11 protein-coding genes are annotated in these 13,783 nt (G+C 69.8%); 5 read left to right on the forward strand and 6 right to left on the reverse strand.

Annotation, left to right across the window (positions count from 1 at the left end):
* The 5 genes from J3476_RS24140 to J3476_RS24160 form a co-directional block, all read left to right on the forward strand.
* A partial coding sequence (locus J3476_RS24140; RefSeq protein WP_286183640.1) for a LuxR C-terminal-related transcriptional regulator occupies nucleotides 1–1,425 on the forward strand: 1,425 nt, incomplete at its 5' end.
* A 132-nt stretch (nucleotides 1,426–1,557) separates the two neighbouring features.
* Nucleotides 1,558–4,788 carry a heterodisulfide reductase-related iron-sulfur binding cluster gene (locus tag J3476_RS24145; protein ID WP_207068854.1) on the forward strand — a complete coding sequence of 1,077 codons (3,231 nt, stop codon included), beginning with the start codon at nucleotides 1,558–1,560 and terminating at the stop codon, nucleotides 4,786–4,788.
* A 5-nt stretch (nucleotides 4,789–4,793) separates the two neighbouring features.
* Nucleotides 4,794–5,855: a nucleoside hydrolase gene (locus tag J3476_RS24150; protein ID WP_207068855.1), complete on the forward strand. Its 1,062-nt coding sequence runs from the start codon at nucleotides 4,794–4,796 to the stop codon at nucleotides 5,853–5,855.
* A 7-nt stretch (nucleotides 5,856–5,862) separates the two neighbouring features.
* On the forward strand, nucleotides 5,863–7,179 hold the full coding sequence (locus J3476_RS24155; protein WP_207068856.1) for a pyridoxal phosphate-dependent aminotransferase: 1,317 nt from the start codon (nucleotides 5,863–5,865) through the stop codon (nucleotides 7,177–7,179).
* 126 nt (nucleotides 7,180–7,305) lie between these two features.
* Nucleotides 7,306–8,541 carry a YibE/F family protein gene (locus J3476_RS24160; RefSeq protein WP_207068857.1) on the forward strand — a complete coding sequence of 412 codons (1,236 nt, stop codon included), beginning with the start codon at nucleotides 7,306–7,308 and terminating at the stop codon, nucleotides 8,539–8,541.
* A gap of 40 nt (nucleotides 8,542–8,581) precedes the next feature.
* Here the strand turns inward: J3476_RS24160 and rfbA are convergent, their stop codons facing one another.
* Genes rfbA through J3476_RS24190 form a run of 6 tightly spaced genes read right to left on the reverse strand, consistent with a single transcriptional unit; the run spans nucleotide 8,582 to nucleotide 13,593 of the window.
* Nucleotides 8,582–9,445 carry a glucose-1-phosphate thymidylyltransferase RfbA gene (gene rfbA, locus J3476_RS24165; RefSeq protein ID WP_207068858.1) on the reverse strand — a complete coding sequence of 288 codons (864 nt, stop codon included), beginning with the start codon at nucleotides 9,443–9,445 and terminating at the stop codon, nucleotides 8,582–8,584.
* Nucleotides 9,445–9,813 carry a nuclear transport factor 2 family protein gene (locus tag J3476_RS24170; protein WP_152515169.1) on the reverse strand — a complete coding sequence of 123 codons (369 nt, stop codon included), beginning with the start codon at nucleotides 9,811–9,813 and terminating at the stop codon, nucleotides 9,445–9,447. Before J3476_RS24170 ends, rfbA begins: the two co-directional genes overlap by 1 nt.
* Nucleotides 9,814–9,831: 18 nt before the next feature.
* Nucleotides 9,832–10,578: a maleylpyruvate isomerase family mycothiol-dependent enzyme gene (locus J3476_RS24175; RefSeq protein WP_207068859.1), complete on the reverse strand. Its 747-nt coding sequence runs from the start codon at nucleotides 10,576–10,578 to the stop codon at nucleotides 9,832–9,834.
* 1 nt (nucleotide 10,579) lies between these two features.
* On the reverse strand, nucleotides 10,580–11,920 hold the full coding sequence (locus J3476_RS24180) for a cytochrome P450 (RefSeq protein ID WP_207068860.1): 1,341 nt from the start codon (nucleotides 11,918–11,920) through the stop codon (nucleotides 10,580–10,582).
* Nucleotides 11,920–12,243 carry a DUF1330 domain-containing protein gene (locus J3476_RS24185; protein ID WP_207068861.1) on the reverse strand — a complete coding sequence of 108 codons (324 nt, stop codon included), beginning with the start codon at nucleotides 12,241–12,243 and terminating at the stop codon, nucleotides 11,920–11,922. The genes J3476_RS24180 and J3476_RS24185 overlap by 1 nt, the downstream gene beginning before the upstream one ends.
* 9 nt (nucleotides 12,244–12,252) lie before the next feature.
* Entirely contained in the window at nucleotides 12,253–13,593 is a 1,341-nt protein-coding gene (locus tag J3476_RS24190) for a UDP-glucose/GDP-mannose dehydrogenase family protein (protein WP_207068862.1), read from the reverse strand.
* Nucleotides 13,594–13,783 lie beyond the last annotated feature (190 nt).

Here is a 13,783-nt window from a genome sequence, read left to right on the forward strand (position 1 = left end):
GCCGCCGCGGCGGCCGCTCACGACGGGGCCATGGCTCAGGCAGCCGACCTGTACCGCTGGCTGGGCCCGCAGCCCGATCCGGTCGTCGCGGTCAGCGGGGTCCTGGCCGGCGTCGCCGTCGGCGACCTGGAGCTGGCCCGGTCGGCGTTCGGCGGGCGCGCGCAGGGACCGCCCACCTCGGCGTCCAGGGCGGCGCGCTGCCTCGGTGACGGCGTTCTCGCCTCGGTCGACCGGCCGTATCTCGAGGTGGTGTCGGTTCTGGGCCACGCGTCGGGCGTCGATGCGGACCAGATGCCGATCGGGGTGGACAGTGCGGCAGCGGTGGCCGCGCTGGCCGCGCTGCACGGCGGGGATCCGGTGCGGGCGCGCAGCGTTCTGGCGCGCGCGCTGCACGGGGACGGTCCGGCAGGCCCTGAGCTCAGCGGCAGCGCCCACGGCCGCGCCTACAGCCACCGGCATCGGCTGCTGCAGGGGTGGTTGCGGATGCAGGACGGTCAACTGCGCGCCGCCGGCACCGACGCCCGTGCGGTGTTGAATGCCCCCGACGGCCCGGTGCCCCGACGCGACGCGCTGTGGGCGCACGCGTTGAACACCGCGATCGCTCGCCGTGCCGGAGACAGCGGAGCGCTGCACACGCACTGGCACGCGGCGATGGAGGTTCTCGTCGAGTGCTCGGTCGACGTGTTCTCGGTACTGCCGGTCGGTGAACTGTGGGTGGCTGCGGTGCTGTTGCGCCGCCAGGACCGTGTCGAGCATCCCGTACGCGAGGTGTTCGCCGCCCTGGAATCACTGGGGAACCCCGCGCTGTGGTCGGTGCCCCTGCAGTGGGCCGGGGTGCACGCCGGGATCCTGGCCAACACCCCGGAAGCGGTCGCCCCGTACGGCCAGGCCTTGACCTCCGCCGCCGCCGGGAGCACCTACGCACGGGCCCTCGCCACGGCCGGTCGCACCTGGTTGCGGGTGCTGGCCCAGCGCGTGGACACCGACGACGTCACGGCCGCGGCCCGCACCCTCTGCCAGTTCGGGCTGACGTGGGAGGCGACCCGGCTGGCCAGCCAGGCCGCGCTGCACTCACCCGACGCCCGGGTGTCGGGGGCGATGCTGCAGCTGGCGCGTGACCTCAAACACACCATCGCCGCCGACGAGTCCGCCCTGTCGGAACGCCCGTCGGCCGGTCCCCGTCGCGGCGAGGTCGTGCGGCCGGCCGCGCCCACGCTGTCCGACCGCGAGCGCGAGGTGGCCGAGCTACTGCTTCTCGGTCGCCCCTATCGGGATATCGGCAGCCAACTGCTCATTTCGGCAAAGACCGTCGAGCACCACGTCGCCCGCATCCGGCGGCGGCTCGGCGCGGAGTCACGGTCGGAGATGCTGTCGATGCTGCGCGCCCTGCTGGACACCGCGCCGGCCGGCTCGGATCCCACCTAACCGGTTAGTTAGGTCAGCCTTCGTAGCGGGCTTTCCCGCCAGGATGCAACTATGAGCAGGCACCGAGCTAAAGTTACTCACCGGTAACTTTGACTAAGTTACCGACGGGTAACCACGAAACCGGAGGCGCGTGTGGATACGCAGATGCTGATCAGGATCGTCGTCGGGGTCCTGATGACCGCGATCGTGGGCGTTTTCGCGGTCAAGCGAGTGCTGTGGCTGACGAAACTCATCCGGTCGGGTCAGCCGATGAGCGAGTCCAACAACCGCAAGGACGACCTCCGCAAGCGGATCACGACGCAATTCGAAGAGGTCTTCGGGCAAACCCGGCTGCTGAAGTGGTCGATCCCCGGTATCGCCCACTTCTTCACGATGTGGGGCTTCTTCATCCTGGCGTCGGTCTACCTCGAGGCGTTCGGCCTGCTGTTCGACCACGACTTCCACATCCCGCTCATCGGCCGCTGGGACGCTCTGGGCTTCCTGCAGGACTTCTTCGCCGTGGCCGTGCTGCTCGGCATCATCACGTTCGCGATCATCCGCCTCACCCGTGAGCCCAAGAAGCTGGGCCGCGAGTCCCGCTTCTACGGTTCCCACACCGGCGGCGCGTGGCTGATCCTGTTCATGATCTTCAACGTCATCTGGACCTACGCGCTGGTCCGCGGCGCTGCGGTCAACACCGACGCGCTGCCGTACGGCAACGGCGCGTTCTTCTCCCAGTTCATGGGCTGGATCATGGGTCCGCTGGGCTACACGGCCAACGTGTGGATCGAGACGCTGGCGCTGCTCGCCCACATCGCGATCATGCTGGTCTTCCTGCTGATCGTGCTGCACTCCAAGCACCTGCACATCGGCCTGGCTCCGATCAACGTCACCTTCAAGCGGATGCCCGACGGTCTGGGCCCGCTGCTGCCGGTGGAGTCCAAGGGCGAGATCGTCGACTTCGAGGATCCCGCCGAGGACGCGGTGCTGGGCCGCGGCAAGATCGAGGACTTCACCTGGAAGGGCTATCTCGACTTCACCACCTGCACCGAGTGCGGACGCTGCCAGTCACAGTGCCCGGCGTGGAACACCGGCAAGCCGCTGTCGCCCAAGCTCGTGATCATGAACCTGCGCGACCACATGTTCGCCAAGGCGCCGTACTTCCTCGGCGAGAAGCCTGAGCCTGACGAAGAGACACTGGCCAAGGCACTGGAGTCGGCCCAGGGCGGGTTGGTCGGGACCGAGCACGACGAGGAACACCACGTCCCCGAGTCCGGATTCGAACGGGTGATGGGTTCCGGACCTGAGCAGGCCGCCCGGCCACTGGTCGGCAGCGCCGAACAACTGGGCGTCATCGACCCCGACGTGTTGTGGTCCTGCACCACCTGCGGCGCCTGCGTCGAGCAGTGCCCGGTCGACATCGAGCACATCGACCACATCGTCGACATGCGCCGCTACCAGGTGATGATGGAATCCGAGTTCCCGGGCGAGCTCGGCGTGCTGTTCAAGAACCTGGAGACCAAGGGCAACCCCTGGGGCCAGAACGCCAAGGACCGCACCAACTGGATCGACGAGGTCGATTTCGACGTGCCGGTCTTCGGCAAGGACGTCGACTCGTTCGAGGGCTACGAGTACCTGTTCTGGGTGGGCTGCGCCGGCGCCTTCGAGGATCGCGCCAAGAAGACCACCAAGGCGGTCGCCGAACTGCTGGCCACCGCGGGCGTCAAGTATCTGGTGCTCGGCGAGGGCGAGACCTGCAACGGCGACTCCGCGCGGCGCTCGGGCAACGAGTTCCTGTTCCAGCAGCTCGCCGCCCAGAACGTCGAGACGCTCAACGACCTGTTCGAAGGTGTCGAGCGTGTCGACCGCAAGGTCGTCGTGACCTGCCCGCACTGCTTCAACACCCTCGGCCGCGAATATCCGCAGCTGGGCGGCAACTACACGGTGCTGCACCACACCCAGCTGCTAAACCGGCTGATCCGCGACAAGAAGCTGATCCCGGTGAAGTCCTCCGAGAACGGCATGGACATCACCTACCACGACCCGTGCTACCTGGGCCGCCACAACAAGGAGTACTCGGCACCGCGCGAGCTGATCGGCGCGTCGGGCGCGAAGCTGACCGAGATGCCGCGCCACGCCGACCGCGGTCTGTGCTGCGGCGCCGGCGGTGCGCGCATGTGGATGGAAGAGCACATCGGCAAACGCGTCAACGTGGAACGCTCCGAAGAAGCGGTCGACACCGGCGCGTCGGCGATCGCCACCGGCTGCCCGTTCTGCCGCGTCATGATGACCGACGGCGTCGACGATGTGGCGGCCACCCGCGACGTCGAGAAGCCCGAGGTGCTCGACGTGGCCCAGCTGCTGCTGGGATCGCTCGACAAGGGCAGCGTCACGCTGCCCGAGAAGGGCACGGCGGCCAAGGAAGCCGAGGAGCGTGCGGCGCGGGTCGCCGCCGAGGCACCGGCAGCACCGGCGAAGGCGGAGCCGGAATCCGGCGAGGCGCCCGAGCCGACGGCGAAGGCCGACACGGCTCCGGCCGAATCCAAGCCGGTCACCGGACTCGGGATGGCCGGGGGCGCCAAGCGACCCGGCGCCAAGAAGACCGCGGCACCGGAGGACAAGGCCGAGGCTCCGGCCGCCGCCCCCGCCAAGGGGCTGGGCATCGCCGGCGGCGCCAAGCGACCGGGCGCGAAGAAGGCCGCTCCCGCCAAGGCTGAGGCATCCGCAGAGACGACCGCTGCGCCGGCCAAGGAACCCGAGGTCAAAGGCCTCGGTATCGCCGGGGGCGCCAAGCGACCCGGCGCCAAGAAGGCCGCCCCGGCCAAGGCCGAGACAGCTGCCGCGGAGCCTGCCGAAGCTCAGGCCGAAGCTCAGACAGAGGCCAAGCCGGAGCCCGAGGTCAAGGGGCTCGGCATCGCGTCAGGTGCGCGCCGGCCCGGTGCGAAGAAGGCCCCGGCGGCCAAGGTCTCGCCCAACGAGGGCGAGCCGACGGTCGTGCAGCCGCCGAACGTCGACCCCGACAACGTCGAGGCGGGCACCGAAGCGCCCGACAGCGCCGACTCCGACCGCGGGCTCGACGCCACGCCGGAACCCGAGGTCAAGGGCCTGGGGATCGCCCCGGGTGCACGTCGACCCGGCGCGAAGAAGGCCTCGTCGACCAGCTCGGCCCCCGAGGCAGAGCCCACGCCGGAGCCTGAGCCCGAGGAGTCTGCTGCCGAGGAATCCCCGGCCGACGAGTCCCCGGCCGCGCCGACGGCCGACTCGGAGCCGGAGACCACGGCGTCACACGGTTCCGGTAACGGCGAGGCTCGAATCGTCGGCGACGAGCCGCCGGTGAAGGGCCTCGGCATCGCCAAGGGCGCCCGCCGCCCGGGCAAGCGGTAGGTCAGTTGACTCGCCTGGCCGCCGTCGCGTTCGCGACGGCGGCCTCGCTGTTTTCAGCCCCGGTGTTGTCAGCCCCGGTGTTCTCGGCCGCAGTGTTCTTCGCCGCGGTCCCCGCGGACGCGCAAGCCCCCGCCCCCGGGCCCGAACCCCCGGTCGACAGCTGTGTCCTGATCGACACCGACTTCGACATCGACGACATGATGACGATCCCGACCGTGATCGGAGCCCGCCACGTCGCGGCCGTCGTCGCCACCGAGGGATACACGGTGCCCGCCCTGGGCGCCCCGGCGGTCGAGCACCTGATCGATCACCCCGGCCAGCGCGATGTCCCGGTCATCGTCGGCGCGGCCACCGAGCGGCCCGAGGCGGACATCGCCGCCACCTTCGGCGACTACGTCCTCGACTACCGGGCCCTGATGAGCCGCGTGAACAACGCCCTGCCCGTCGCCCTGCCGCCCGCCGCCCCCGACGACGAGGTACGACGGGTGAGCGATTCGGTCGCCGGGTGCGCACAGGTGGATGTGCTGATCCTGGGCCCGTTCTCGTCGTTCGCCCGCTACAGCCCGGCGATCCGGTCCAAGATCGGGCGGGTCGTCATCACGGGCCGGCCGCCGGCCGGTGATGCGGAGCTCGAGGCGGGCGAATCCTTCAACTGCGTCTACGACCGCCACTCCTGCGAACAGGTCTTCGACCGGCAGCTACCCGGTCTGGACCACGTCTTCGTCGACGTGCCGCGCACCGACTGCGACACCACCCCGAACAAGCCCGGCTGCGAAGGCCGCGTCTACGGGCCCACGCTGGCGATGGCGCGGCAGCTGGCGCCGACGGGCCTGCCCGGCTACCTCCGGCAGATCTTGCTCGACGATTCGGCGACGTGGGCACTCGACACGTGGGAGCAGTCCGGCTACGGCGGGCGGACCATGTTCTGGGACCAGTCGACGGCGCTGGCATTGCTGGATCCCGCGCTGTTCCAGCCGGTCGGGGCCCATCTGGAGACGGTGCTCAGCCCGCAGGAGTTCCAGCGCGCCTGGGTCGAGTACACCAACCTGTCGGTGTCCTACCGCTAGCGCCGGTGTGGGCCACCGGCAAAAACACGTCGACAACCGTGGGAGAATTGTCGACGTGACTACCCAACCGGCGCCGTGGCAGGCGAGCAGCGGCCATCACGCGCGCCAGCGTGTGTTCACGCAGTCGAGCAAGTTGCAGGACGTTCTCTACGAGATCCGCGGTCCGGTGCACGAGCACGCCTCCCGGCTGGAGGCCGAGGGCCACCGCATCCTGAAGCTGAACATCGGCAACCCGGCGCCGTTCGGGTTCGAGGCGCCCGATGTGATCATGCGCGACATCATCCAGGCACTGCCCTATGCGCAGGGCTATTCGGATTCCAAGGGCATCGTCAGCGCGCGCCGCGCGGTGTTCACCCGCTACGAACTCGTCGACGGGTTTCCCCGCTTCGACATCGACGATGTCTACCTCGGCAACGGGGTCTCCGAGCTGATCACGATGACGCTGCAGGCATTGCTGGACAACGGCGACCAGGTGCTGATCCCGGCGCCGGACTATCCGCTGTGGACGGCGTCGACGTCGCTGGCCGGCGGCACCCCGGTGCACTACCTGTGCGACGAGACCCAGGGCTGGCAGCCCGACATCGCGGACCTGGAGTCCAAGATCACCGACCGCACCAAGGCGATCGTCGTGATCAACCCGAACAACCCGACCGGGGCGGTGTACAGCCGCGAGGTGCTCACCCAGATCGCCGACCTGGCCCGCAAGCACGAACTGATGCTGCTGGCCGACGAGATCTACGACAAGATCCTCTACGACGACGCCGAGCACATCGCGATGGCGTCGGTGGCGCCCGACGTACTGACGCTGACCTTCAACGGCCTGTCCAAGGCCTACCGGGTGGCCGGCTACCGGTCGGGGTGGCTGGTCATCACCGGCCCCAAAGAGAATGCCACCAGTTTCATCGAGGGCATCAGCCTGCTGGCCAACATGCGGCTGTGCCCGAATGTGCCTGCACAGCACGCCATCCAGGTGGCGCTCGGCGGCCACCAGAGCATCGAGGACCTGGTGCTGCCGGGTGGCCGGTTGCTCGAGCAGCGCGATGTGGCGTGGGAGAAGCTCAACGAGATCCCCGGGGTGTCGTGCGTAAAACCCGAGGGCGCGCTGTACGCGTTCCCCCGCCTCGATCCCGAGGTCTACGACGTCGTCGACGATGAGCAGCTGGTGCTGGATCTGCTGCTGCAGGAGAAAATCCTGGTCACCCAGGGCACCGGGTTCAACTGGCCCACCCCCGACCATCTGCGGATCGTGACGCTGCCGTGGTCGCGCGACCTGGCCAACGCCATCGAGCGGCTGGGCAACTTCCTGGTCAGCTACCGCCAGTAGCGGCGGTTCCGCAAGCGCCGAACGTGAACCCACGGCGACGGTGAGCGCCGAGCGTGAACCTACCGTCACGCTCGGCGCAGGTTCACACCCGCGGGCGCGGCGGGGCGCGACCTCTACCCTGTCCGGGTGGCGCACTCGCACTCTCACTCGCACTCGCTGAGCGGTCCCTCGCCGGTCGGGCCGCTGGCGGCCAAGGTCGTCGTCGGCCTGCTGGTGGCCACCGGGGTGGCAGTGCTCCTCGGCGCGGCGCTGCTGTGGCCCAGCGGCGGCAAGGCCGACATCCCGCTGCCGTTCCAGAACGCCACGGGCGCGGCGGTGACCACGGAGTCGGGTCGCGTGCTGTCCAGCGGCACCGAACCGTGCGGCAGCCCGTCGGCCGGCGCGGTACTGACCGCCGATCCCCTGCCCGCCCCGCAGGACAGCGCCACCACCTGCGTGCACACCGTGGTGGCCATCGAGTCGGGCCCCAACCAGGGCGCCCGGACCCTGCTGGAGTTCGGCGGCGGACCCGGCCAGCCCCGCCTGGCCGCCGGCGACGACATCCGCATCAGCAGGCAGGTCGACGACCTCGGCACCACCACCTACGCGTTCTACGACTACGAGCGCACCTGGCCGTTGATCGCGCTGGCCGCTGTCTTCGCGGTGGTCGTCGTCGCGGTGGCCCGGTGGCGCGGGTTCCGCGCCCTGGTCGGCATCGTCGTCGCGTTCGGGGTGCTGGTGGTGTTCCTGCTGCCGGCGCTGCGGGACGGGGCGCCCGCCGTCCCGGTGGCGCTGGTCGCCTCGGCGGCAATCCTGTACGCGGTGATCTACCTGGCCCACGGCGTCAGTCTGCGCACCAGCGCGGCTCTGCTCGGCACGCTGGCGTCGCTGCTGCTGGCCGCGGCGTTGTCCTGGGGCGCCATCGAACTGGCGCATCTGACCGGGTTGTCGGAGGACACCAACAACGAGGTCGCGGCCTATCTGGGCAACGTGTCGATCACCGGGCTCCTGCTGGCCGGGTTCATCATCGGCTCCCTCGGCGTGCTCAACGACGTCACCGTCACCCAGGCGTCGACGGTGTTCGAGCTCGCGGCCCTCGGTGACGGCGCCGACCGGCGGGACGTGTTCGTCGGCGCGATGCGGGTGGGCCGCGACCACATCGCCAGCACCGTGTACACGCTGGTCCTCGCCTACGCCGGCAGCGCCCTGCCGCTGCTGCTGCTGTTCAGCGTGGCCAACCGGTCGCTGGGTGACGTGCTGACCAGCGAGAGTGTGGCCATCGAGATCGCCCGATCGGCGGTCGGCGGTATCGCCTTGGCGCTGTCGGTGCCGCTGACCACCGGCATCGCCGCGATTCTGGCGACCCCGCAGCGCAGTACCTGACCTCACCCGTCGGCATCCGGCACCCGGGTTGCCCTGAGCCTCAACGCTCCAGCAGGTCCAGCAGGTACTGCCCGTAGCCCGACTTCAGCAGGGTCTGGGCCCGCGCGGCCAGCGCGTCGTCGTCGATGAACCCGACCCGCCAGGCGACCTCCTCGGGCACGCTGATCTTCAGCCCCTGCCGGCGTTCGATCGTGCGCACGAAATCGCCTGCGTCCAAGAGGGAGTCGAAGGTGCCGGTGTCGAGCCAGGCGGTGCCGCGCGCGAGCACCTCCACCGACAGTCGGCCCTGGTCCAGGTAGGTCTGGTTGATCTCGGTGATCTCGTACTCACCGCGCGCGGATTTGCCCAGCGCGCGGGCGATCTCGATCACGTCGTTGTCGTAGAAGTACAGGCCCGGCACGGCGTAGTGGGACTTGGGCGTGGCGGGCTTCTCCTCCAGCGACAGCGCGGTGCCGTCGGGGGCGAAGTCGACGACACCGTAGGCCGACGGGTTGGCGACCCAGTACGCGAAGATCGCACCGCCGGAGACGCTGTGGAACCGGCGCAGGCCCGTGCCGAGGCCGGGCCCGTAGAAGATGTTGTCGCCCAGCACAAGTGCCACCGAGTCGGTGCCGATGTGGTCGGCGCCGATGACGAACGCCTGGGCCAGCCCGTCGGGCTGGTCCTGCACCGCGTAGCTCAGGTGGATGCCGAACGCCGAACCGTCGCCGAGCAGCCGATGAAATGCCGGCGCGTCATGCGCGGTGGTGATCACCTGGATGTCGCGGATGCCGGCCATCATCAGCGTGCACAACGGGTAGTAGATCAGCGGCTTGTCGTACACGGGCAGCAGCTGCTTGCTGACTCCCCGCGTGATCGGATACAGCCGGGTGCCCGACCCGCCGGCCAGGATGAGGCCGCGCATCAGCTCACGAGGTCCTCATCGGTCAGCTCGGTGGCGGCCAGGGCGGCGTCGAGGTCGTCGTGCCGGAACATCGACGTGACATGGTCGTGGACCACCCGGAACGCCGACGCTCCCGGACCGGCCTCGCCGGTGACCGACACGACGCGCTGCTCGACGACGACGACCCCGTCGTGGACGTAGACCCGGCCGGGTTCGAGCTTGTAGTCGAGCTTCTCCGCCCAGTCCCGCAGAGCCTGGTGGCCCTGGGCGGCACCGTGCGGGTCGCCGATCTCGATGTCGTCGCTGGACAGCGACAGCAGGGTGTCGACGTCACCGGCGTTCAGCGCGTCGTGCCAGGCAAGGACGGTGGCCATCTCGGAAGTGGTCATGCTCGGAGCATAGGCGGCTCAATAGGGCGTGCTGGCCAGCCAGGCGTCCCACACCGCGGTGTCGCCGAACACCTGCAGCCCGGCCTCGGCCGCGGTCTTGCGCCGCACGGTCGCCAGCAGCAGCTCGGTGACGGGGCCACGCAACGCGACACTGCCCTTGCTGTGGCTGTGCGACCATCCGACGCCGTCCTCGTCGTGGACGATGGTCCACTCGCCCGTCGGCCCGAGCGCTTCCTCGGTGGCGTGCAGGTGGATGGACTGACCGCGGTCCAGCCGCGGTGGATGCCGGCGGTCGACGCAGGTCCGCTCGATCCACTCGCTCAGCGCATCACCGGCCAACTCCGGGTCCAGGTCGTAGTCCGTGCCGAGCGCCATCGCGGCGTCGGCGCGGTGCACGGTCGCTTCGTGCAGGCGCCGCCGGATCCACCAGCCTGCCGGGCGCGGGCCGAGGAAGGTCCACACCCGGGTGTCGGAACCCACCCGGTCGACGGCGTCGAGGACCATCTGCGCACCGCTGTCGAGCCACTGGGCAGCCGCGTCGCGATCGTCCGGCGGGCGCCCGTCGGGAACGTCGCGGGGATCCAGGGGCTCGTTGCGGCGCTCGATGATGATCTGGGCGGCCCAGCGGTTCCCGCGCCCGACGTGGCGGAACAACTTCTCCAGGGTCCAGTCGCCGCACGTCGGCACCGGGGTGTCCCGGTCACCCGACCTGATCAGGTCTCCGAACGCCCGAGTCTGCTCGAGCAGCGCTGCCCGAAAATCCACCTCACGAACCTATCGCGGCACGGGCCGCGCCGAGCCTGATCGGCAATGTCGACCATCCCCGCAGCACCCGGGTGTCGCGGCGGCTGCCCGCCCCGGCCAGCCGGGCGTCCGGGTAGCGCTCGAAGAACGTGCGCAGGCCGACCTCACCCTCGGCGCGGGCCAGCGCCGCCCCGAGGCAGAAGTGCCGGCCGCCGGAGAACGACAGATGCTTACCGGCGTTGTCGCGTTCGATGTCGAAGCGGTGCGGGTCGGCGAACACCTGGGGGTCGCGGTTGGCGCCGGCCAGATAGATGATGACGAGCTCACCGCGCTCGATCGGGGTCCCGGCCACCTCGACGTCCCGGCGCGCGAAGCGGGCACTCATCTGCACCGGGGAGTCCAGCCGCAGGATCTCCTCGACCGCCGTCGGCCACAGCTCCGGGCGGGCGGCCAGCGTATCGAGGTGCTCGGGGGTGTCCAGCAGCATCCGGATCCCGTTGCCGAGGAGGTTCACGGTGGTCTCGAAGCCGGCGGCCAGCACCAGGCCCGCGGTGGCCTGCAGCTCGCGCTCCGACAGCCGGGCGGCCTCGTCGGAGGCCTGGCTGGCCTGGATCAGCTGGCTCATCAGGTCGTCGCCCGGGTTGCGGCGCAGGCGTTCCAGATGGCCGGTCAGCCAGGTGTTGAAGCCGACCAGCCCCTCATGGACCTGCATGTACTGCTGCCAGGACAACCCGATGTCCAGGCTGGGGGCACCAAGTTCCCCGAACCGCAGGATGTGCTGGCGGTCGCTTTCCGGCACGCCGAGGATGTCGCTGATCACCGCCACCGGAAGCTGCGAACAGTACCGCTCGACGATGTCGACCACGTCGTCCCCGGACTCGTCGGCCAGCCTGTCGAGCAGCTCGTCGGCGGTCTGCTGCACGCGGTCGCGCAGCGCATTGACCGCCCGCGTGGTGAACACCGAGGACACCAGTTTGCGGCAGCGGGTGTGGTCGGGCGGCTCGATCGACAGCAGCGACGGCGGCTCGATCGGATGCAGCAGCCCCGGATTCGTCTTCTCGTTGATCCAGCGCAGCGGCGCCGGCAGACCGGCGCCGAGCGACGAGACCCGGAAGTCGTCGGAGCGCAGCAGCTCGTTGGCCACCTGGTGGTCGACGGTCATCAGCACCGCGCGGCACCGGACGACGGGCCCGTGGGCGCGCAGTTCGTCGGCGAACGCGGCCGGATCCGCGCGCACCTGCGGGTCGGCGATGAGCCGGGCCTGCGGGTCGCCGCTGCGCCGCATCGCGAACTTGGACAGGCCGCGGATCACCCCGTGCAGAGCCACCCAGCGGATGCGCTGGCGAAATCGATCAGCTGCCATCACTCGAGCTTAAGCACGGGACGCAAGTCGTCCAAGCGATCGAACAGGTGCCAGATGTAGGACGACGACCCGTTCTCGCGGTGGGCGTGAAGGTCGGCCAGCTCGGGGTCGTTGCAGTAGCTGTCGAACGCGTCCTTGGAGTCCCACTCGACCAGGATCAGCACGGTGCGCGGTTCGATGTCGCCGGTCATGGATTCGCGGAACTTGCCCAGCGCGACAACCCGACCGCCGTGCTTGGCGACCTCGGCCGGCGAGCGCTTCGAATAGGCCAGGTACTCGTCGCGGTCGGCGACGTCGAACAGGTTCAGCGCGTAGACGGTCATGCCGCGACGCTACGCCGCGGACGGTTCCCCGATGGAGCGGCCCAGCGCGTACACCCGCCAGCCGGCCTGCAACCAGCGCGCCACGTCGAGGCAGTTGCGGCCGTCGACAACGACTTTCGCCCGCACGGTGTCGGCCAGCGCGGCCGGGTCGAGGCCGACGAACTCCGCCCATTCGGTGAGCACCAGCACCGCGTCGGCCCGGTCGCAGGCCTCCACGGCGGAGGTGGCATAGGTCAGCGTCGGAAACACGGTGCGGGAGTTGTCCATCGCCTTGGGGTCGTAGACGTTGACGGTGGCCCCGTTGAGTTGCAGCATGCCGGCGACGTTGAGAGCCGGCGAGTCGCGCACGTCGTCGGACTCGGGCTTGAACGCGGCACCCAGCACGGCGATGTTGGCGCCCAGCAGCGAGCCACCACACGCTTTCGTGGTCAACTCCACCATCCGGGTGCGCCGGCGCATGTTGATGCTGTCCACTTCGCGCAGGAACGTCAGCGCATGGTTGGCGCCCAGTTCGCCGGCGCGGGCCATGAATGCGCGGATGTCCTTGGGCAGGCAACCGCCCCCGAACCCGAGGCCGGCGTTGAGGAAGCGGCGACCGATACGCGCGTCGTAACCCAGCGCGTCGGCCAGCAGCGTGACGTCGGCGTCGACGGCTTCACACACCTCCGAGATCGCGTTGATGAACGAGATCTTGGTCGCCAGAAAAGCATTGGCGGAGACCTTGACCAGCTCGGCGGTCTGCAGGTCGGTGAGCAGGAACGGCACCCCGTCGGCCAGCAGCGCCGCGTAGAGGTCGCGGACCGCCTCCTCAGCCAGTCTCGAGTCGCGTTGCACGCCGAGCACGATGCGGTCGGGGTGCAGTGTGTCGTGGACGGCGAAACCCTCGCGCAGGAACTCCGGGTTCCACGCCACCTCCACCGTCACCCCGGCCGGCGCCAGATCTCGGGCGTGCGCGCCCAGGGCGGCGGCGGTGCCCACCGGGACGGTGGACTTGCCGATGATCACCGCGTCACGGCGCAGCTGCGGGACGAGGGCGTCGACCACGGCGTAGACGTGGCGCAGGTCAGCGGCGTACTCGCCCTTCTTCTGCGGCGTGCCCACGCCCAGGAAGTGCACATCGGCGAATTCGGCCGCCTCCGCGTAGTCGGTGGTGAACCGCAGCCGTCCGGCGGAGATGTTGCGCTGCAGCATCTCCCGCAGTCCGGGTTCATAGAACGGCACGTCCCCGCCGCCGAGTTTGGCGATCTTGCCGGGATCGATGTCGACGCCGATCACGTCGTGACCGAGCTCGGCCATTCCGACGGCGTGGGTGGCGCCGAGGTATCCCGTCCCGAACACAGTGCATCGCATACCGCCCTCTATAGGGAGCCCCGATGATCGGGTTGCTACGCGACACTGATCGCCAGACCAACAGCCGGTGACGAACTCTGGCCGCGAGGGGGCCGCCACGGTAGCTCCGACGGACTCTGGCCGCGAGGGTGCAGCCGCGGTAGCGCCGCCGGGCTCTGGCCGCGAGAGTGCAGCCGCGGTAGCGCCGCCG

It is taken from the genome of Mycobacterium sp. PO1, assembly GCF_017312405.1.
Taxonomy (GTDB): Bacteria; Actinomycetota; Actinomycetes; order Mycobacteriales; family Mycobacteriaceae; genus Mycobacterium.

Excerpts from the sequence above, each read along its gene's own strand:
- J3476_RS24190 (WP_207068862.1), bottom strand. The coding sequence starts at position 13,593 with ATGCGATGCACTGTGTTCGGGACGGGATACCTCGGCGCCACCCACGCC.
- J3476_RS24185 (WP_207068861.1), bottom strand. The coding sequence starts at position 12,243 with ATGACCGTCTACGCGCTGAACCTGTTCGACGTCGCCGACCGCGACGAG.
- rfbA (WP_207068858.1), bottom strand. The coding sequence starts at position 9,445 with ATGCGCGGCCTCATCCTGGCCGGCGGGTCGGGCACCCGGCTGTATCCG.
- J3476_RS24170 (WP_152515169.1), bottom strand. The coding sequence starts at position 9,813 with ATGACCACTTCCGAGATGGCCACCGTCCTTGCCTGGCACGACGCGCTG.
- J3476_RS24180 (WP_207068860.1), bottom strand. The coding sequence starts at position 11,920 with ATGGCAGCTGATCGATTTCGCCAGCGCATCCGCTGGGTGGCTCTGCAC.